Below are 20,516 nucleotides of genomic sequence, written 5' to 3' on the forward strand. Positions count from 1 at the left end.
TACACCCTTTAGCTTAGCGTTTTATTGATCGCTTCCATGACGCGGTCAGCCTGGAACGGTTTGACGATAAAGTCTTTCGCTCCCGCCTGAATAGCGTCGATAACCATCGATTGCTGGCCCATTGCCGAACACATGATGATTTTTGCCTGCGGATCGATTTCCTTGATTTCTTTAAGAGCCGTGATTCCGTCTTTTTCCGGCATCGTGATATCCATTGTGACAAGATCAGGTGAATGCTCTTTATATTTTTCAACAGCCTGCGCTCCGTCTTGCGCTTCTGCGACGACTTCAAAGCCGTTTTTCACTAAAATGTCTTTAATCATCATTCTCATAAATGCTGCATCATCAACTACTAAAATCTTGTAAGCCATTATTAATCTCTCCAATCAATCTGTTATTATCGTAATTTGCTGATTCGTTCCGCCTGACTTAAAATGTCTGTCACCCTGACGCCAAAGTTTTCATCGATGACGACGACTTCGCCTTTGGCAACGACGCGCTGGTTGACCAGGATGTCGACAGGCTCGCCTGCGAGTTTGTCAAGCTCAATGATACTGCCGGTTGACAGTTCAAGCACCTCTTTGACGCTGCGGTTTGTCCTCCCCAGCTCGACTGTGACGGACAAAGGAATATCCATGAGCATGTCAAGGTTTTGAAGGTGCGGCTGCGCGTCAGTCTGAGGGGCAAAGGATTGAAACTCTGCCGGTGCCACCTGCACAGGCTCTGAAACTTTTGCCGTCCCTTGCCGTTTAGGCGCAGGCTCCTGTCTTTGTGTCTGAGCAGGTGCCGGACTCGGACTAGGCGCCGGGTTTTCCTGTACGGGCGGCTGCTTTACCTCTTCAGTCTGCACAGGCTCTTCTCCGCCGTCCTGATTCGTTAATTCATCGATCAGGTCTTTTGCAAAGGTCAGCGGATAAAGCTGCATAATATGCGAATCGATCAGTTCTCCGACTTTCAGTCTGAAAGATACTTTGACGAGCGGGTCCTCTTTCGGAATTTGCTCTGTTCCTTCCCCTTCATTCACATCAAGGAGGTCAACTTCCGGCGGAGAAATATCAATCTTCTTGCTGAAGACGGTGGACATCGACGTCGCTGCGGAACCCATCATTTGGTTCATCGCTTCCTGAACGGCGCTTAGATGAATTTCGCCAAGCGACGGATCTGCGTTCGTCCCGTCTCCACCCATCATCAAATCAGCGATGATCGCGGCATCTTCCTGCTTGATGACGAGAAGATTGTTTCCTGAAAAACCTTCCGTATAGCTCACACCGATTGAAACATACGGGTGCGGGAACTCATCATTTAAATGGCTTTTTTCAATCACCGAAACAGTCGGTGTTGTAATTTCGACTTTTTGATTCAATAAAGTGGACAAAGCTGTTGCAGAGCTCCCAAAGGAAATGTTTCCGATTTCCCCGATCGTATCCTGTTCCATCAGGGACAACCCTGATTCCGGCTGCTCTTGAGCCGTATCATCGCCGCCTTTAAGCAGCGCATCAATTTCATCCTGTGATAACCTATTGTTATTCTCCATATTCTTCACCTCTTATGTCGTGATCTAGAATTTGAATCGCAGTCTTTCGATTCATTCGGCCGGCTTGTGCTAGAAATTTCGGTTTATCTCCGACCAAAACAGTAAGAGGTTCTGCTACTGATTTGTCCAAAGTGATACAATCTCCAATTTCTAAATTTAAAAACTCTTCAATGGTTAATTCCGATGATCCGAGTTCTGCGACAATTGGAATTCGCGCCGTCATAATCCGCTTTTCTATCGACTTTGTTTCCTCCGGTTTTGGTTCAATTCTGTCTGATTGCATCCAGTAGTGAACGGAAAGCTTAGGAATGATCGGTTCCAGGACGACGTGCGGGATGCACAGGTTGATAACCCCGCTGATGTCTCCTATTTGCGTGTTCAGCGAAATGACAACGACCGTCTCATTCGGCGATACCATTTGCACAAACTGCGGATTCACTTCAAAATCGGACATTTCCGGCTCGATTTCCGTGATGGATTCCCACGCATCTTTATAATTCGAGAGGCAGCTTTCAAATAAATTGGACATGATTTTCGTCTCAATTTCCGTCATGCTGTCAATTTTGTTGTGGCTCGAACCGATCCCGCCCATCACCCGGTCCATCATCGTATAGGCGATGGTCGGGTTGATCTCCATCATGATTCTTCCTTCAAGAGGGCGAACCTCAAACAGATTGAGGATCGTCATATTCGGAATGGATCTGATGAATTCCTCATAAGGAACCTGATCAACCGAGCTGACCGAGATCTGGATATAGGTTCTCAGCTGAGCCGAGAAATAAGTCGTTAGCAGCCTTGCAAAGTTATCATGAATCCTTGTCAAGCTGCGGATCTGATCCTTTGAAAAGCGGAGCGCCCGTTTAAAATCATAGACTTTTACTTTTTTAACGGACTCTTCTTTTTTCAGCTCGTCGGCGTCCATTTCACCGGTCGATATCGCTGAAAGCAGTGCATCGATTTCATTTTGGGAGAGTACTTCTCCTGCCATCTGTTTTCACCTCCATGGTTCTGTCATCTATGTTCCTACTGCAGATTAAAGGAGGTAATGTATACAGTTTTCACTTTTCCCTCTTTCATGTAGTTCGTGTTCAGCTTTTCTTTCAGCTGCTCTTTAAATTTTTCTTTTCCTTTTTGTCCTTCAAGATCATCTGCGTTCGTGTTTGCCAAAAGGGAGATGACTGAATCTTTAATTTGGAAATCCCGCTTTTCAAGCTCTTCTTTCGCTTCTTTCGAATCGGTTTCAAGCTTGATTGACAAACGGACCACATTGTCCGATTTCAAGTTTGTCGTGATTTCGGCGACTTCAACTGATGATTCGACCACTTCATCGATCGAAGGTTCTTTCGTTTGATCTTTTTCACTTGCGCTTCCCTTAATGACAAAGAACGCAGCGGTTCCTAACACAGCAATTGCCAGAATAATCGTCAGCATAATTCCTAGAAGTTTTTTATTCATTCAGATTCCTCAATTCTTTGGTCACAAGAAAGTATTTGGATTTTTTGATAGAATGACACGATTGTATCCACAACTGTATCTTCATCTTCTTTGACAACAAACTTTTTTCCGTTTGACAGCGTAATTGTCGTATCCGGAAAACATTCAATTTGCTCAATGAATAGCGCGTTCAGAATAAAAGGCTGTCCGTTTAATCGCGTAACTTTGATCATGTGTTATCAAGAGGCGCCTTTACGAGGGCGCCTCCTTCCCTCCTATCGCTTCAGATTGACGAGTTCCTGAAGAATTTCATCAGAGGTTGTAATGATTTTCGCATTGGACTGGAAACCGCGCTGCGCGATAATCATTTCGGAAAACTCTTCTGAAAGGTCGACGTTCGACATTTCAAGCGCACTCGTTTGAATCTTTCCTGAGCCGCCTTCTCCAGGCACAACGACTTGCGGAGCTCCAGAACTCAATGTTTCGCGGTAAAGGTTGTCCCCCGTTTTTGTTAAACCGGATGTATTGTTGAATGTCGCAAGCGAGATTTGGCCGGCGGGCTGGCTCTCGTTGTTTTTGTCGACATAAGTCACCGTTCCGTCAGGTCCGATGCTGAAGCTTTGCGCGTCTTGCGGAATATTGATTCTCCCGTTATCAGGCGTTAAGACGAACAGCCCGTCAGCAGTGACGAGATCACCTTCATCAGAGCGGTAGAAGTTCCCGGATCTTGTAAAGTACACTTCATAATCTCCGTCTCCCAATCCGACACGGAAATAGCCGTCTCCTGTAATAGTCATGTCTAGCTGGCGGCCTGTTGTTGAAGGCGCTGCGTTTGTGTGAATGATATCGATCGATCCGGTCGTCGCACCGAGCCCGACCTGCTGGCCGTTGACAGAGCCGCGGTTTGCAGTAGACGACGTCGCACCGGAAAGCTGCTGGCTGACAATATCTTTAAACGTAATCCGGCTTTTCTTATAGCCTGCCGTATTGACATTCGAAATGTTGTTTGCCACGACATCAAGCTTTGTCTGAAAGTTTTTCATGCCGCTGATTCCTGAGTATAGTGAACGTAACATAATTATTCCTCCCTGAATTATCTGTTTTTATTTGTCAGAATGACTGACCGCCGTCACATTCCACGGATTGACTTCGGTTCCATCGTCAAGGACAAGCAGATACTGTCCGTCTGAGCTTTTAACTGATTTGACGAGCGCTGTTTTTTCTTCGCTGTCTTCACCTTCATAGGTGACTTCTTTTCCGATCCAGCTGACATACATCGTCATCGGGTCCTGAAGTCCAACGAACGTCGACATCGTTGAGTTTAGATTCGTTAGTTGCTCAAGGCTTGAAAAGGTCGCCATTTGCGCAATGAATTCACGGTCTTCCATCGGGTTTAAGGGGTCTTGGTACTGCAGTTGTTTCATGAGCAGTTTCAAAAATTCATCCTTGCCAAGGTTGGAGCCGCTCCCTGCTTTCTCGGCTTTTTTTGCCTCGGATAAAAAATCGGGTGTCGTCGATTTCGTGTTTGTTGTTCCTAAAACAGTTCTTGTATCAATTGAAGTGTCAGACATTAGATCTCCTCCTCGCTGTCCTGTGATCGAGTCTCGATAAGATCATCCAAAAACTCCTGAAAACCCTCATTTTCCTGCTCTTTTTGCTGATCTTGCTTCGGCTGCTGCTGGTTTTTCTGTTCGTCCGCCAGCTGTCCGAAGGTCTGATCGCCGTTTTGAAGCGGTACACCGAAGCGGTCAATTTGTACAGACATGTTGGGCAGCGCCTGTTTAAGATGCGCGAGATTGTGTTCGAGCAGCTCTTTAGCCGACTGGGTCGATGCGATGATTTTGCTCGAAAACATCCCGTGCTGTTTGACGAGCTTGATCGTGATAAAGCCAAGATTTTCAGGATTCAGGCGGATCGTGAAACTGCCTGTCGATCTGCCGAACGGTGTATACTTCATCTGTTTCCATGAGCTGAGAATTTGTTCTGAAAAGCTTTTCGGCTGAGCGGAAGATTCCTCTGCCGCCGAAGTTTGGAGACCCTGGATCAGCACTGCGCCTGTCCGATGATTGGCCAGTACAGAGGATTGAATCGGCTGTTCCTTTTGGCCTTGCTTTCCTTCAGTTTGAATTTCCCTTCCGTTCAAAACAAAGGACAACGGCTTCTCAGAAAGAGAGACATCGGTTTTTTTGCTCATGAGCATTGCCTTTAGTTCGCTTTCCGCCATTTTCCACTCTTTTTGATCCGGTTCAGCGTTTGCGTTCATCATCTGCTCCATTACACTTTTCAAGCTTTTCAGCTCGGCGTTTGACATGGACAAAAGCTGCGACTCACCCGGATCTTTTGTGAAAAATTGGCGTTTAAGTTCATCAATCAGCCCTTCTGTTCCCGCCTTTGTCTGAAGAGCGGCGAGAAATTCCGGCGCTTGTTTCAATATTTCTGCGATTTGTGAAGTTTTGAGTGCCGGTTGATTTTCATTTACGATCACAGCGAGCAGCTGCTGAATCTGACCAAGAATTTGCAGGTCAGGCAGTTTCGGCTCTTCTGTCCCGCTTTCGTCAGCAGGCAAAGCTTCAATAGCATCAGCTGTTTTGCCTGATTGTCCAGGCAGAGCAGCATTTTCAAGCAGCTCTTTTATTTGCTGTAACAGCTGTTCTGCCAATGCGAGTTCATCCGGAGATGGATTCAGCTCTTCAACATGCTGGAGGGAATTCAACCAGTCTTCATTGAAGGAGCCGCCTTCATTATTTAAAAGCCATTGCTTCAGTTCATGCAAAAGCCCTTCCAATGACGTGTCCTGAGAAGGTTCTTCTCCCTTTTGAAAAGGGGAAAGTGAGCTGTTTTCCTTTTGGAGCACATTTTGAAAGAGTCCGCCCAGAGGCGTCCTGCTCGTTTTTGCAGTTGCGGTATCCGCCGCAGGCTTGGCATCAAAAGAGATTGCGTCAAAAAGCCTCAAGCTATTCCCCCCCTTCTTTTTTCTTTTCATTTTTCGCTTCGTTTTTCACAAGCTTTTCTGTGAATACAGCCGCTTTATCAGGAGACATTTTGGAGAGGATCTCAGTCACTTTCTTTTTGCTTAAAGAATCTAAAATGTTGATTGCCTCTTCTTCTTTTAATTCGCTTAAAATTTTTGCAGCTTTATTGCTTTGCATGCTTTCATAAATTTTGACGACTTTTTTTCCGTCTCCTTGACCTTCGGCGTTCTTTTCTTTCTGCTCTTTTTCATCTTTTTCCGTTTTTTCGAACGAGCTGATTTTTTGTTTCAGCCTTTTAATCTCTTGATCACTCGTTTTCAAGTCACTCGTCAGCGTTTCGATTTCGCTTTTTTGTTCATCGATCGTCTTTTGGAGCTTTTCTGCTTTGTTCTCCTGCTGCTTTGCTGCGTGATCTTTGTCCTGATCCTCGCCGTTTTTCACAAGCTCTTTAACAACGGGGATTTTGGAGGCTGCATCCTGGAAATTGACGCCCAAAAGCCACATGCCGACAAACGCTACAACGATTAAAAAGATCAGCGGAATGACGATGACAAACAAAAATGTCTGAAATTTACCGGCTTTTTTTTCTTCGGTCATCGTTTTTCTACCCCTAGCTTCCTTGAGTTATGTACTGGGCAATGGAGATATCGTCCATTTCCTTTAACTCATTTGCTTTGTTTTGCAGCGAATACATTTCAAACTGCTTTTCTTTCATTTTTTCAAATTTTTTCAGCTCGATATTTTTTTCCGTCAGATCGTGCTGTTTTTCATTCATTTCATTTCTCTTCATCATGACGAGCTTTTGATAATGGTAGATAGTCGTTTCAAGATTTGTGACAAATTGCTGATAATGCCGCATTTCCTGAACGCTCATTCCTGTCTGCATCTTGATTTCCTTGTTTTTTTCTAGCGTTTCTTTTTGGTTCATGCTTTCATACAGCTTTTCCGCGACCTTTTCGAATTCGGAAACTGAGTGCTGATATTCAGCGAATGATTGGTCTTTTTCATTTTCTTTAAGCTCGAGGAGCTTTTGAAATTTAAATGAATAAGCCATTCTTAATCCTCTCTTCCTGTAAGACTCTTTAATAAAGAAATGCTCTCTTCCAGCGACGCCGCTTCATCCACTTCCTGCTTGAGGAAGCTGATCAGCTTAGGGTGGAATTGTATGGCCTCATCAATTTCTCTGGAAGACCCTTTTTTATAGGCTCCTATGTTGATCAGGTCCTCTGAGTTTTGATAGGTTGACAGCATTTCCCTGAACCGGTTCGCTGCTCTTATATGATCTTTCCCGGCGATGTTTGACATCACCCTGCTGATGCTTTTTAAAATGTTGACTGCCGGAAACTGGCCTTTATTCGCAAGGCTCCGGTCAAGAACGATATGACCGTCCAAGATTCCCCTGACAGTATCGGCGATCGGTTCATTCATATCATCACCGTCGACAAGAACCGTATAGAAAGCAGTTATTGACCCGTTTTCCGTCGTTCCTGTTCGTTCTAAGAGCTTAGGTAAAATAGCGAACACTGAGGGTGTATAACCTTTCGTCGTCGGCGGTTCGCCCGTCGCCAGGCCGATTTCCCTCTGAGCCATGGCAACCCTTGTCACCGAGTCCATCATGAACATCACGTTTTGTCCTTTGTCGCGGAAGTACTCGGCAATCGCTGTTGCTGTATATGCCGCTTTCAGCCGCATCAATGCCGGCTGGTCAGAAGTAGCCACTACAACGATCGTGCGCTTCAGCCCTTCTTCGCCAAGATCTTTCTCAATGAACTCCCTGACTTCGCGGCCCCGCTCTCCGACAAGAGCGATGACATTCAAGTCTGCGGCCGTCTCTCTTGCAATCATGCCCATGAGCGTGCTTTTTCCGACGCCGCTTCCGGCGAATATCCCGACACGTTGTCCTTTTCCGACGGTCAGCAGACTGTCGATTGATCTGACGCCGACCGCCATTTTTTCTCTGATTGGCGGCCTTTTCATCGGATTAGGCGGCGCCTGTTCTGTCGAAACTTGAGCCAAACCTTTCGGAAGCGCGCTGCCGTCGAGCGGATTGCCAAATGCATCGACAACTTGCCCGATCAAGCCGGAGCCGACTTTGACTCTGAGCGATTCTCCCGTCGCTTCGACAATGCTGCCGGGTGCAATATTGGCCGCTTCCAAATATGGCATGAGAAGAATATTTTGGTCTTTGAAGCCGACGACCTCTGCTTTGATGGCCTTTGGCCCGTCACCTTTTGTATAGATTTTGCAGACATCGCCGATTGAGCATTCAGGTCCTTTGGATTCAATCATCAGGCCGACCGCTTGTTTGACTTTTCCGTAACGTTTGTAGGAGTCTGCGGTTTCTATACATTCAAGCAGCTGCTCAAGCATCACTGGACAACACCTGCCGTTTCAAGCAGGCTGAGCAGTTTTTGTTTCAGCTGCTGTAATTGAGTGTCGATTCCTGCATCAATTCTTCCGAAAGCCGTTTCAACATAGCACGTTCCCTTTGGCGCTTTTTCATCGGCGTATATCGCGAGATGGGCGCCATATTGGAGGAGCTGCTCAAGTTCGTTTTTGTGGCTTTGAACCTCTGTGTAATACTCCGGATCCACATAGACGGCAATGTCATCGAACTCCTTCATTTCGGACAGCACCTGTTTGACGAGGGCTGAAAAAGCTTCTTTGTCGTCAGCCTTTTGATTCCAAACTTTTTTAGCCAGCGACACGGCAAGTTCGACAATTTCTTCGGAAGATTGTTCGATTTTTTCTTCATAGTCACGCCTCGCCGCTCCGACGATGGCGTTGGCTTCATCCAAATAGGATTGATAAGTGCTTTGGGCCTCGGCCTTTCCCTGTTCAAACCCCGCTTGAAAGCCTTCTTGTTTCGCCTGGTCTATCAGCGCTTCGCGTTCTGTTTCCCAGCTTATCCTTTCCTCTTCGATTTGCCGTCTGACCTGTTCGAGTTCAGCGTTCGCTTTTTCGTATATTTTCCCTGCTTCCTGTCTGGCATGATCGAGGAGGAATTCCGGATCCTGTCCGGTATCAAGTTCAGTTTCTGTTTCAGGAAGTTTGACTTCCTTTAATGAAATCGTCCGCCTTTCTTTTGGCGGTATTGATGATAATCGCTGTTTAATAATGTTAGACAATGATATCATCTCCTCCGCCTCTGGCGATTACGATCTCACCTGCTTCTTCAAGTCTTCGGATGACGCTTACGATTCTGGATTGAGCTTCTTCTACGTCACGCAGACGCACAGGGCCCATGAATTCCATTTCTTCTTTAAATGTTTCAGCCATACGCTGCGACATATTGCTGAAGACGATGTCTTTGACCTCTTCGCTGGCCACTTTGAGGGAGAGAAGCAGATCGTCGTTTTCCACATCGCGGATAACCCTTTGAATGGCGCGGTTATCAAGCGTAACGATATCTTCAAAGACGAACATCCGCTTTTTAATCTCGTCGGCAAGCTCAGGATCCTGGATTTCAAGGGAGTCAAGGATCGTTTTCTCGGTACCTCTGTCAACTCCGTTCAACACTTCGACAACGGCTTCAATGCCGCCGGTCTGCGTGTAGTCCTGAGTGAATGTGGAGGATAGCTTTTGCTCCAGAATCTGTTCGACTTCATTGATGATTTCCGGCGACGTCCTGTCCATGACAGCGATCCGTCTTGCAACCTCTGCCTGCACATCCTGATTTAGTTCTGATAATATCTGACCGGATTGCACGGGATCGAGATAAGACAGAATCAATGCGATCGTCTGCGGATGTTCATGCTGGATAAAGTTCAGAATCTGCTCGGGATCCGCTTTTCTGGCAAAATCGAACGGTCTGACTTGAAGAGACGATGTCAACCTGTTGATAATGCTGGCGGCTTTGTCTTCGCCGAGCGCTTTGTCAAGCACCTGCTTGGCGTAGTGAATGCCGCCTTGTGATATATATTCTTGAGCAATAGCCGTTTCATGAAATTCCTGAATAATTTCATCTTTTTTCTCTGGTGATACAGCTCTGACATTTGATATTTCAAGCGTCAGCCTTTCGATTTCTTCATCTGTTAAATGCTTGTAAACGGAAGCTGACACATCAAGCCCTAAGGATATCATGAGAATGGCCGCTTTTTGTTTGCCTGTAAGCCTGTCTTGTTTCATTTTTGCCATTTCAATACTCCTCCTAATCCTCGGTCAGCCAGCTGCGCAACAATTTGGCGAATTCTTCAGGCTTATCTTTCGCCATTTTTTCAAGCTGTTTTCGTCTGACAGTTTCTTCCGTCTCTTTTTCATTGTTCACATCAGCAACACGAATCGGTTCCTGAGGCGTTTCATACCATTCTTCCTCGTATTCGTCATCTCTATTTTTACGTCTTCTGACAAGCCAGATGATGAGGCCGATTACAGCAACAAGCGCTGCTCCGCCTGCGATGTAAATCCACATCGGTATACCGCCTGTTTCCGTTCCTTCATCGATTGTCTGCTTGCCGTCGAACGATTGGACAGAAACAACGATTTTATTTTCAATATCCTCATCTGTCAGCGGCTCTTCTTCATACTTCTTGTCGATCGATGTTTTCACAATGGTTGAGAGGATTTTTTTAATATCATCTTCTCTTTCAGCAGGCAGTGACTGTGGGTTCTTCGCATCAGGCGGTTCAACCATGACCTGGACGCCCAGATCTCTGATTTTGTACGGACTTTCGGCGATTTCTTTATGGATTTTGTTGACTTCATTGTTGATTCGTTCTTCGCTTTTTTCGTAGTCTCCGTTGCCTGTTCCGCCTTCTGTCTCCGCATAGTTTGTTACATCGTTTTCACCTGTTCCGTTGACGCCTCCAGCTTGCGCTCCCTGTCCGGAATACGTTTCACTGACGCGCTCTGCGCTGACCGTGATCCCTTCCATATTTTCTTTGTCGACAGGTTCAACCAGATCTTCCGTCCTGTTTTCTTTTGTGAAGTCGATGTCGGATGTGACGGATACAACTACTTTATCCTGTCCCATCATCGTGCCGAGCATGGTTTGAATTTGTCTCTGCAGGTCCTTTTCGATCTGAGCTTTGACTTGCCTTTGTGAAGAGTAGCTGTCAGCGTATGAACCTGAATCTTTGCCGGTTTGATCGTAATACGTGGAGTTTTGATCCATGATCACGATGTTTTCCGGATCAAGGTTCGGCACGCTTTTCGATACGAGATGATAAAGGCCGTTGATTTCATTTTGATCAAGCGTGTGGCCGGGCTTCACCTGAAGAACAATCGAAGCGGATGCTTCCGGCTTTTCCTCTCCGACAAAGACGGATTCCTTCGGCAGGTTAATCATGACCTTTGAATCTTTAATCCCGTCTATTCCTTTGATGAGGTTGGAAAGCTCGGTTTGCGTTGCTTTCACTTTCAATACGTCAAATTCGTTGTCCGTCATACCGAAACCGGCATTTTGACCAAAGAACGAATAATCGATGCTTCCGCTTTTCGGAAGACCCTCTGCCGCAAGATCGACTTTCAGCCCGTCGACTTTTTCTTCCGGAACTTTAATGACTGAACCGTCAGCTGCAACCTCAGATGGAACACCTTTTTCATCGAGCACTTTTTTGATTTGGCCGGTTTCTTCAGCTGACAAGTCTTTATAGAGCGGCACCATTTTATTCGACGAAGCAACAATTCCAATGATGATTGACAGGATCACTGCCAGAGCGACGATGCCGATCATCAAAAACTTCTGCAGCTTTGATCTGTTTTTCCAAAAATCTGTTATTTTCGTTTTGATTTGCAATAAAGTACGATTCATCTTACTCCCCCGGTAGTTACACTAATTCTCTTCGCTTTCAGACTCCTTTCTTACATTTGCATTCTCATGATTTCCTGATAAGCTTCAACCGCTTTGTTGCGGAATTCCGTCGCAGCCGTCAATGTAATATTTGCCTTCTGGGCTGCAACCATCACTTCATCAAGGTTGACATCCTGACCGAGAGCAAGCGCGTTTGTCAGTTTATCAGATTCATTTTGAGATTGATTCAAAGCATTGATAGAATCTTTCAGCACGTTGGAAAAGCTGACTTGGTTCTCTGAACCGTCCTGCTTGTTCGTGATCTGATTTGTTGCATTCGTTCCCGCCTGCACGGGTTGAATTCCAAATGGAGAGATTCCATTAACCATTCGTGTCATCACCCTACTTTCCGATTTCTAGTGCTTTCATCAGCATTCCTTTTGTCGCGTTCATCGCTGTGACATTCGCTTCATATGACCTTGTGCTGCCCATTAAATCAACCATCTCTTTTAGCGGATCGACATTCGGCATCTGCACGTATCCGTCTTCGTTTGCGTCGGGATGCGTCGGATCATAAACGAGTTTAAACGGTGTTTTGTCTTCGCTGATCTTGGTCACCTTTACCCCTTCACCGACTCTCGCCGATGCATTCATCGATGATTGGAGCACGGATGAAAAAGATTCGCCTTTCGGAGCCGTCGATACAAGCTTTCTTCTATACGGCTGCCACTGTCCGTCGACCAGCTTCGCTCTTGTTGTGTCCATGTTTGCCAGGTTGGAAGAAACGGTATCCATTCTGACTCTCTGTGCAGTCAACGCCGAAGCTGAGATGTTGATGCTATTGAATACCCCCATTATTTACCTCCTGTAATCGCGGTCCGCAGTGAGTTGAATTTGCCGCTTATTCTTTCAACCAGCGCTTGATACTGGATTTGATTTTTCGCCATTTCACTCATTTCCTGATCAACGTCCACGTTGTTCCCGTTTTCCTGATAACTTGTATTCTTTCTCGACACAACTGAATAATTTGACTCATTCCCTTTGAAGTCAATGTGTCTATAGTCTGTTTTTATAGCGTTAATTCGGGAGGACTCCTCATTCAGCACATTTTTGAAGGATACTTTTTTCGCCTTGTAGTTCGGTGTGTCTACATTGGCCAGATTGTTCGTTATGACTTTTTGCTTAATGTTCGCTTGATTCAAGGCTCCCTCTAGTCTATGTATTGTTCCTGAAAATATATCCATCGCCAAATACCTCCAATCTTTTTCCATCTGTCTCAAAATCTTGTCGAGAATTGTAAAAACCATAAGCCTATTGTAAGGAATAATAGGCTTAAAGTCTATGATCTGGACGCAAAAAAAAATCGTAATAAATATCTATTTTATGAATAGGTATTTCGACCTAGATTATAAGAACTATGTAATGTTACGTTTGTTAAAGTTTCAAAACATTATGTTAGTATATTTTTTATTCAAGCAACGCATTGATTCAGCACCGCATTTTAGTTGTTTTTGATATGAAAAAATTACGATAATATAGTTTAAAACGTGAAATAAAAAAAGCCGCAGAACGGCATGTTCTGCGGCTTTCATCTTTTAATGAGACTTTAGTTTTTCTAATTCCATTAAAAATTTGTTGTTCAGGACTTTAATGTATGTGCCTTTCATCCCTAATGACCTTGATTCAATGACACCGGCGCTTTCAAGTTTGCGCAGCGCATTGACAATGACCGAGCGGGTGATGCCGACGCGGTCTGCAATTTTACTTGCGACAAGCAGACCTTCATTTCCGTCAAGCTCTTCAAAAATATGTTCAATTGCTTCAAGCTCGCTGTAAGATAATGAACTGATCGCCATTTGAACGACCGCTTTGCTGCGTGCTTCCTCTTCGATCTCTTCAGCTTTCTCTCTGAGAATTTCCATTCCTACGACCGTTGCGCCATATTCGGCAAGGATCAGATCGTCATCCTCGAATTTCTCCTGAAGGCGGGACAGAATCAAGGTGCCGAGTCTTTCGCCTCCTCCGATGATCGGAACGACTGTGGTCAGACCCGCTTGGAACAAATCGCGGTTTTCCACAGGGAAAGCCGTATATTCGCTGTTAATGTCAAGGTTGGATGAAGTTTCCGGAATGTTGAACAGACTTTTTGTATAGTCTTCAGGAAACTGGCGCTCTTCAAGCATTTTTTTCATCCGGTCATTTTCGATCTGCTGGTTGATCGAGAAACCGAGAAGCTTTCCTCTGCGGCTGACGACGAAAATGTTCGAATCAATCACATCGCGAAGCGTTTCGGCCATTTCTTTAAAATTAACCGGCTTCCCTGCCGCATTTTGCAGCATTGCATTAATCTTTCTTGTTTTTTGTAATAAAGCCATAATAAATTGATCCTCCTAAATTACTCTTATTTAATTGTTTATAAAATAAACTGGCTTAAATCCTTATTCTTAGCGATCGAACCGAGCTTTTCTTCAACATATTGAGGCGTGATGACAACTTCCTCCATCGTTACATCCGGAGCCTCGAATGACAGTTCTTCCAAAAGCCGTTCCAAAATGGTGTGAAGCCTTCTCGCCCCGATATTGTCTGTGTCCTGGTTCACATGATAAGCCACTTCTGCAATCTTACGAATAGCATCGTCAGAAAATTCAAGAGATATACCTTCCGTCTTCAATAAAGCCTTATACTGCTTTAGAAGAGCGTTGTCAGGCTCAGTTAAGATTTTCACAAAATCATCGATGCTCAGCTTTTGAAGCTCAACGCGGATCGGAAAGCGTCCCTGCAGCTCTGGAATTAGATCTGAAGGCTTCGCCATATGGAATGCACCTGCAGCGATGAACAGCACGTGATCCGTTTTGACTGCACCGTACTTTGTCATGACGGTAGAGCCTTCTACAATCGGAAGAATATCGCGCTGCACGCCCTCTCTTGAGACGTCGGCCGATGAAGAAGCACCGCTCTTTTTGGCGATTTTATCGATCTCATCGATAAAGATGATTCCCGACTGTTCGGCTCTCAGGACGGCCTCCTGGGCAGCTTCGTCCATATCGATGAGCTTTGCCGCTTCTTCATTCGTCAGCACTTTTCGTGCTTCCCTAACCGTCAGCTTGCGGCGCTTTTTCTTTTTCGGCATCAGGCTGCTGAGCGCATCCTGCATGTTCATGCCCATCTGTTCCATACCCGAGCCTTGGAGCATATCAAACATGGATGGCTGCTGCTCCTCCACCTCCACGGTGACATAATGGTCTTCAAGCTCGCCGAGAGCAAGCTGATGTGCAATCCGCTTCCGGTTGTTTTCGATATCCGTGTCTTCATGCTTTTCCGCTTCATTCGTCTCTTGATCCTGATTTCCGCCAAACAGCATTTCAAAAGGATTTTTCGCACCTGACTGTTTTTTTCTTCCCGGTACAAGCAGGCGGACGAGGCGTTTATTTGCGTTTTCTTCGGCGATGCCTTTCACTTCGTTCATTTTTTCCTCTTTGACGAGGCGGATTGACGTTTCCACAAGATCCCTGACCATCGATTCAACATCTCTGCCCACATAACCGACTTCCGTGAACTTCGTCGCTTCGATTTTGACGAACGGAGCGCCGACGAGCTTCGCGATTCGCCTTGCAATCTCGGTTTTTCCCACACCTGTCGGACCCATCATCAATATGTTTTTCGGAACGATTTCTTCGCGCAGTTTTTCATCAAGAAGACTTCTTCTGTAGCGGTTCCTCAATGCCACGGCGACCGCTTTTTTCGCATCGAGCTGGCCGACGATGTATTGATCAAGCCTTTCGACGATCTGCCTAGGAGTCAGCGGCTTTTTTTCCATATGCCTCATATCCTTTCTATTCAAGTTCTTCTACAATGATCTGATCGTTCGTATACACACAGATTTCGCCCGCGGTTTCAAGTGAGGCCCTCGCAATCGCTCTTGCGTCAAGCTGGCCGCCTGCATGACGTTTCAACGCCCTTCCGGCTGCCAGGGCATAGTTTCCGCCTGAGCCGATCGCCAAAATGCCGTCGTCAGGTTCAATCACCTCGCCTGTTCCGGAAACGAGCAGCATGCTGTCAGCGTTCATGACGATCAGCATCGCCTCAAGCTTTCTGAGGACTTTATCGCTTCGCCACTCTTTTGCAAGCTCGACTGCCGCACGCTGTAAATTGCCGTTGTACTCTTCAAGCTTCGCTTCAAACATTTCAAAGAGCGTGAAAGCGTCCGCAACAGAACCGGCAAAGCCGGCAATGACTTTCCCGTTGAAGAGCTTTCTTACCTTTCTAGCGGTATGCTTCATGACGACAGCCTGACCGAACGTAACCTGGCCGTCTCCCGCCATCGCGCTTTTTCCGTTGTGCTGGACGGCGAATATCGTCGTTGCGTGAAAAGATGACATAAAAGAACCTCCTTTATTTCCCTTTATGCGCCCGAGGGTGATGAGACATATATGTCTTTCTGAGCATATCTTTAGATACATGCGTATACACCTGGGTTGAAGAAAGGTTTGAATGCCCAAGCAGTTCCTGAACGCTCCTGAGATCCGCACCCTCATTTAACAAATGGGTGGCAAAAGTATGGCGGAGCATATGCGGATGTATATGTAATGTACCCGAAGTCTTCTTGACCAGTTCTCCCAAAATGTAACGAACCCCCCTCGGGGTTAAGGGCCCGCCCCTTTGATTCAAAAAAATAAAAGGACAGGGCTCTTTCGCTTTTAACAGAAGGATGCGTCTTCCATTTTGCAAATACAGATCCAAAGCCTCCCGGGCGAATGAACCAAATGGAATATACCTTTGCTTCCTGCCTTTCCCGTGAACCAAAACCGTATCTAAAAACAGATCCAAATCGGATTCCTTCAGGCTGCAAAGTTCGCTTACCCGCATGCCTGTTGCGTAAAGAAGTTCCAAGAGCGCCTGATTCCTTTGACCGAGCGGTGTACTCAAGTCCGAAACCTCAAACAGTTCTTCAAGTTCTTTTTCATATAAAAATTTTGGAATCCGTTTATCCTGTTTCGGAAGACTGACAAGCAGAAACGGGTTTTCTTTTACCATTTTTTCCCTTAATAAAAATTTATAGAAGCTTCGCAGAGCCGAAATTTTCTTGCTGATCGTCCTGCGAGTAAGCCCTTTTTCATGCGCTTCCGTCAAGAAAATTCTCACATCCGGATAAGTCACGTCTTCAAAACCTTTTATGCCCTGAACTTGTAAAAAGCGTTCAAAGTCTTCAATAGAAGAAATGTAACCCACAATTGTATATTTTGAATAATTCTTTTCTATTTGTAAATATTCAATGAATAAAGTTAAAAAATTCTTAACATTTGCCATCATTACACCTCTTCGAAAAGGGCTTTTAAATGTTATCACATAACAAGTTCATCTGGCAATGAATAACTATAGCGTTTTCGAAATATTTTGAATTGTCTCCAATGCGCGCGAAGCAAACTGTTCATTTCGTTCCTGCTTGTTTTTAATTTTAACCCCCAATTCCTTGAACAGACCGAAGTTCGCATTCATCGGCTGGAAGTTTTTCTTGTTTGTTTCCGTGATGTAATGGGCCATGCTGCCGATCGCTGTTTCATTTGAAAAAGTGACCGGTTCTTTTCCCTGAATGAGCCGAGCCGCATTTATTCCGGCAACAAGACCTGAAGCCGCTGATTCAACATACCCTTCAACACCTGTCATTTGGCCGGCGAAAAACAGATCGTCCCGTTTTTTAAACTGGTAGGTCGCTTTTAAAAGACTCGGCGAGTTGATGAACGTATTTCTGTGCATTACGCCGTAGCGGACGATTTCAGCTTGTTCCAGTCCCGGAATGAGGCGGAGCACTTCCTTTTGGTCGCCCCATTTGAGATGGGTCTGAAAACCGACGATATTGTAAAGCGTGCCGGCTGCATCATCTTGGCGCAGCTGCACAACGGCGTATGGACGCTTTCCTGTTTTGGGATCTTCAAGACCGACAGGCTTCATCGGGCCGAACAGCATCGTTTTTTTGCCGCGCTTCGCCATGACTTCAATCGGCATGCAGCCTTCAAAGAAGATTTCCTTTTCAAATTCTTTCAATGGAACAGTTTCTGCAGACACAAGGGCGTCATAAAATCTGTCAAACTCTTCTTCAGTCATCGGACAGTTCAAATACGCTGCCTCCCCTTTGTCATAGCGGGATTTCAAATAGACTTTATCCATGTCAAGGCTGTCTTTCTCAACTATCGGCGCAGCGGCGTCATAAAAGTACAGATAGTCCTCTCCTGTCAGCTCCCGGAGCTTCGCGGAAAGCGATTCTGACGTCAGCGGTCCTGTTGCAATAATAGTCGGTCCTTCCGGTATTTCCGTGACTTCTTCATTGAGCACAGTCACATTCGGATGATTCTTTACTTTTTCGGTAACGTTTGCGGCAAATTCATGCCTGTCTACGGCAAGCGCACCGCCGGCAGGAACAGAACATTCGTCAGCAGCAGCGATGATGGCCGAGTCAAGAACCCGCATTTCTTCCTTTAATACACCGACAGCGTTCGTTAATGAATTCGCCCGAAGCGAGTTGCTGCAGACAAGTTCTGCGAATTTATCTGTATGGTGTGCCGGCGTTTGTTTAACAGGCCTCATTTCGTATAAACGGACATTGATACCTCGCTTGGCAAGCTGCCATGCAGCTTCGCTTCCGGCAAGTCCTGCACCGATGACATTTACTGTTTGATTCATATTCACATCTCCTAATTTATGAGTTGACTTCATCTTTTAACACAACAAAGAAGGTGAGCAAAGCCCTGCTCACCGCTACTTTTGTTGTTCTTCCTTATAATCGCAATTCACGCACTGCACTTGAACGCCTTTTTTGAGCTTTTTCTCGACAAGCATGTCCTCACATTTCGGACATTTCCGTTCAAGCGGTTTATCCCATGATACGAATTCGCATTCAGGATAGCGGTCACAGCCGTAAAAAATACGGCGTTTTTTCGATTTGCGCTCGACGATGTTGCCGGTTTTGCATGAAGGGCATTTGACCCCGATCTCTTTTACAATCGGCTTGGTGTTGCGGCAGTCCGGAAAATTGGAGCAGGCCATAAATTTGCCGTAGCGGCCCATTTTATAGACCATCGGGTGGCCGCACTCTTCACAGTCCACACCCGCATACTCCGGTTCGATTTCCACTTCCTGCATCTCGGCTTCCGCCTTTTCAACGCGTTTTTCAAAGTCCTTGTAAAAGGAATCGATGATCTGCACCCATTGAATGTTTCCGTCTTCAACGTCATCAAGCTCTTTTTCCATTTTGGCGGTGAACTCAACATTAATGATCTCAGGGAAAAACTCCATGATCAAGTCAAGCACGATTTGACCGAGTTCAGTCGGGATAAAGCGTTTGTTATCAAGGGCAACATACCCGCGCTTTTGAATTGTGTCAAGCGTCGGCGCGTAAGTCGACGGACGGCCGATTCCCAGCTCTTCAAGCGTTTTGACCAGCCTTGCTTCCGTATAGCGCGGAGGCGGCTGTGTGAAGTGCTGTTCGGGTTCGATATCTTTTGAAAGAACGGTGTCGCCTTCAGCGAGATCCGGAAGCATCTTATTCTTCTCTTCCATCTGATCGTCTTTTCCTTCAACGTACACCTTCATGAAACCTGAAAACTTGACTTTACTGCCGTTCGCCCGAAATGTCAACCCGTTGTTTTCAAGATCGACGCTCATCGTATCGAGTGTCGCCGGAGCCATCTGGCTTGCGACAAAGCGCTCCCAGATCAGCTTGTATAGTCGAAGCTGGTCTCTTCCCAATACCGCCTTCAGATCGGAAGGCTTTCTGAGCACCGAGGTCGGCCTGATCGCTTCGTGGGCATCCTGGGCGTTTTCATTCTTTTTGGCAGGTTTTCGCTTGCTCCCCAAAAATTCTTTTCCGTACTGTTCGCCGATGAATGATGCCGCTTCTTCTTGAGCTGTATTCGAGATGCGGGTTGAATCCGTTCTCATATAAGTGATTAACCCGACAGTTCCTTCTTTGCCGAGATCGATTCCTTCATAAAGCTGCTGGGCGATCATCATCGTTTTCTTTGCCCGGAAATTTAATTTACGCGCCGCTTCCTGCTGAAGCGTCGATGTTGTAAACGGGAGCGCAGGGTTCCGCTTCCGTTCTTTTTTCGTAACCTTTTTAACCTCAAATTTGTTCCCTTTGATCTGGGAGAGGATTTGTTTTACATCTTCTTCGCTTTTCAGCTGGTGCTTTTCGCCGTTTATTCCGAAGAAACTCGCTTCAAATGTTTCTTTGCCTTTGAGAAAAGACCCTTCAATGGTCCAATATTCTTCAGGTTTAAAATCGTTGATTTCTTTTTCTCTGTCAATGATAAGGCGGAGTGCAACAGATTGGACACGTCCCGCACTCAAGCCTTTTTTTACTTTTTTCCATAAAATCGGGCTGATTTTGTACCCTACAAGGCGGTCCAGAATTCTTCTCGCCTGCTGGGCGTCGACAAGATCCATATTGATCATGCGCGGATGCTTAAATGAATCTTTGATCGCATCTTTTGTAATCTCATTAAATACGACGCGGCAGTCGGAATTCAGATCCAGATCAAGGCTGTGTGCCAAATGCCACGCGATCGCTTCCCCTTCCCTGTCGGGGTCGGCTGCGAGATAGACTTTTTTTGCCTTTTTGGCGGCCGTTTTTAATTCTTTTAACACGGGGCCTTTCCCGCGGATCGTGATGTATTTTGGTTCAAAGTTCTGCTCGATGTCAACGCCCATCTGGCTTTTCGGCAAGTCTCTGACGTGTCCCATCGAAGCTTTCACTTTATATTTTTTTCCTAAGTATCGCTCAATCGTTTTTGCCTTTGCAGGCGATTCCACGATGACTAAGTATTCGGACATAACATTATCCCCCTCA

23 protein-coding genes are annotated in these 20,516 nt (G+C 45.8%); all 23 read right to left on the reverse strand.

Features of this window, described 5'->3' with window-relative positions; genetic code table 11:
* Positions 1-8 precede the first annotated feature (8 nt).
* A complete protein-coding gene (locus tag M1E06_RS12580; RefSeq protein ID WP_003181796.1) occupies positions 9-371 on the reverse strand; it encodes a response regulator in 363 nt (120 codons plus the stop codon).
* 26 nt (positions 372-397) lie between these two features.
* Entirely contained in the window at positions 398-1,534 is a 1,137-nt protein-coding gene (gene fliY / locus M1E06_RS12585) for a flagellar motor switch phosphatase FliY (RefSeq protein ID WP_020451401.1), read from the reverse strand.
* Entirely contained in the window at positions 1,524-2,522 is a 999-nt protein-coding gene (fliM, locus tag M1E06_RS12590) for a flagellar motor switch protein FliM (protein WP_020451400.1), read from the reverse strand. Before fliM ends, fliY begins: the two co-directional genes overlap by 11 nt.
* A 35-nt stretch (positions 2,523-2,557) precedes the next feature.
* On the reverse strand, positions 2,558-2,989 hold the full coding sequence (fliL, locus tag M1E06_RS12595; RefSeq protein WP_020451399.1) for a flagellar basal body-associated protein FliL: 432 nt from the start codon (positions 2,987-2,989) through the stop codon (positions 2,558-2,560).
* Positions 2,986-3,201 (reverse strand): flagellar FlbD family protein, encoded by a 216-nt coding sequence (locus tag M1E06_RS12600; protein WP_003181786.1) that lies wholly within the window; start codon positions 3,199-3,201, stop codon positions 2,986-2,988. Before M1E06_RS12600 ends, fliL begins: the two co-directional genes overlap by 4 nt.
* 42 nt (positions 3,202-3,243) lie before the next feature.
* Positions 3,244-4,044 (reverse strand): flagellar basal body rod protein FlgG, encoded by an 801-nt coding sequence (flgG, locus tag M1E06_RS12605; RefSeq protein ID WP_020451398.1) that lies wholly within the window; start codon positions 4,042-4,044, stop codon positions 3,244-3,246.
* A 27-nt stretch (positions 4,045-4,071) separates the two neighbouring features.
* Positions 4,072-4,539, reverse strand: coding sequence for a flagellar hook assembly protein FlgD (flgD, locus tag M1E06_RS12610; protein ID WP_020451397.1), 468 nt, complete (start codon positions 4,537-4,539; stop codon positions 4,072-4,074).
* Positions 4,539-5,921 (reverse strand): flagellar hook-length control protein FliK, encoded by a 1,383-nt coding sequence (locus M1E06_RS12615; protein WP_020451396.1) that lies wholly within the window; start codon positions 5,919-5,921, stop codon positions 4,539-4,541. Before M1E06_RS12615 ends, flgD begins: the two co-directional genes overlap by 1 nt.
* A 1-nt stretch (position 5,922) precedes the next feature.
* Positions 5,923-6,537: a MotE family protein gene (locus M1E06_RS12620; protein ID WP_020451395.1), complete on the reverse strand. Its 615-nt coding sequence runs from the start codon at positions 6,535-6,537 to the stop codon at positions 5,923-5,925.
* Between the two features lie 13 nt (positions 6,538-6,550).
* Entirely contained in the window at positions 6,551-6,994 is a 444-nt protein-coding gene (fliJ, locus tag M1E06_RS12625; RefSeq protein ID WP_020451394.1) for a flagellar export protein FliJ, read from the reverse strand.
* A 2-nt stretch (positions 6,995-6,996) separates the two neighbouring features.
* Entirely contained in the window at positions 6,997-8,310 is a 1,314-nt protein-coding gene (gene fliI, locus M1E06_RS12630; RefSeq protein WP_020451393.1) for a flagellar protein export ATPase FliI, read from the reverse strand.
* Entirely contained in the window at positions 8,310-9,077 is a 768-nt protein-coding gene (gene fliH, locus M1E06_RS12635; RefSeq protein ID WP_020451392.1) for a flagellar assembly protein FliH, read from the reverse strand. The genes fliI and fliH overlap by 1 nt, the downstream gene beginning before the upstream one ends.
* Positions 9,061-10,077 carry a flagellar motor switch protein FliG gene (gene fliG / locus M1E06_RS12640; protein ID WP_020451391.1) on the reverse strand — a complete coding sequence of 339 codons (1,017 nt, stop codon included), beginning with the start codon at positions 10,075-10,077 and terminating at the stop codon, positions 9,061-9,063. The genes fliH and fliG overlap by 17 nt, the downstream gene beginning before the upstream one ends.
* Before the next feature lie 13 nt (positions 10,078-10,090).
* On the reverse strand, positions 10,091-11,692 hold the full coding sequence (gene fliF, locus M1E06_RS12645; protein ID WP_020451390.1) for a flagellar basal-body MS-ring/collar protein FliF: 1,602 nt from the start codon (positions 11,690-11,692) through the stop codon (positions 10,091-10,093).
* Positions 11,693-11,742: 50 nt separating this feature from the next.
* Positions 11,743-12,060 (reverse strand): flagellar hook-basal body complex protein FliE, encoded by a 318-nt coding sequence (gene fliE, locus M1E06_RS12650; protein WP_020451389.1) that lies wholly within the window; start codon positions 12,058-12,060, stop codon positions 11,743-11,745.
* A gap of 13 nt (positions 12,061-12,073) precedes the next feature.
* Positions 12,074-12,526: a flagellar basal body rod protein FlgC gene (flgC, locus tag M1E06_RS12655; RefSeq protein WP_020451388.1), complete on the reverse strand. Its 453-nt coding sequence runs from the start codon at positions 12,524-12,526 to the stop codon at positions 12,074-12,076.
* A complete protein-coding gene (flgB, locus tag M1E06_RS12660; RefSeq protein WP_020451387.1) occupies positions 12,526-12,915 on the reverse strand; it encodes a flagellar basal body rod protein FlgB in 390 nt (129 codons plus the stop codon). The genes flgC and flgB overlap by 1 nt, the downstream gene beginning before the upstream one ends.
* Positions 12,916-13,266: 351 nt before the next feature.
* Positions 13,267-14,046 (reverse strand): GTP-sensing pleiotropic transcriptional regulator CodY, encoded by a 780-nt coding sequence (codY, locus tag M1E06_RS12665; protein WP_003181756.1) that lies wholly within the window; start codon positions 14,044-14,046, stop codon positions 13,267-13,269.
* 38 nt (positions 14,047-14,084) lie between these two features.
* Complete coding sequence (hslU, locus tag M1E06_RS12670; RefSeq protein WP_020451385.1) at positions 14,085-15,488, reverse strand: HslU--HslV peptidase ATPase subunit; 1,404 nt, start codon at positions 15,486-15,488, stop codon at positions 14,085-14,087.
* Between the two features lie 16 nt (positions 15,489-15,504).
* Positions 15,505-16,050 carry an ATP-dependent protease subunit HslV gene (gene hslV, locus M1E06_RS12675; protein ID WP_020451384.1) on the reverse strand — a complete coding sequence of 182 codons (546 nt, stop codon included), beginning with the start codon at positions 16,048-16,050 and terminating at the stop codon, positions 15,505-15,507.
* Positions 16,051-16,063: 13 nt separating this feature from the next.
* Positions 16,064-16,978 (reverse strand): tyrosine recombinase XerC, encoded by a 915-nt coding sequence (gene xerC / locus M1E06_RS12680; protein ID WP_020451383.1) that lies wholly within the window; start codon positions 16,976-16,978, stop codon positions 16,064-16,066.
* Between the two features lie 66 nt (positions 16,979-17,044).
* Complete coding sequence (gene trmFO / locus M1E06_RS12685; RefSeq protein ID WP_048350336.1) at positions 17,045-18,349, reverse strand: FADH(2)-oxidizing methylenetetrahydrofolate--tRNA-(uracil(54)-C(5))-methyltransferase TrmFO; 1,305 nt, start codon at positions 18,347-18,349, stop codon at positions 17,045-17,047.
* Positions 18,350-18,424: 75 nt separating this feature from the next.
* Positions 18,425-20,500, reverse strand: a complete 2,076-nt coding sequence (gene topA / locus M1E06_RS12690) for a type I DNA topoisomerase (protein WP_020451381.1) — start codon at positions 20,498-20,500, stop codon at positions 18,425-18,427.
* Positions 20,501-20,516: the final 16 nt, after the last annotated feature.

It is taken from the genome of Bacillus sp. AK124, assembly GCF_053903085.1.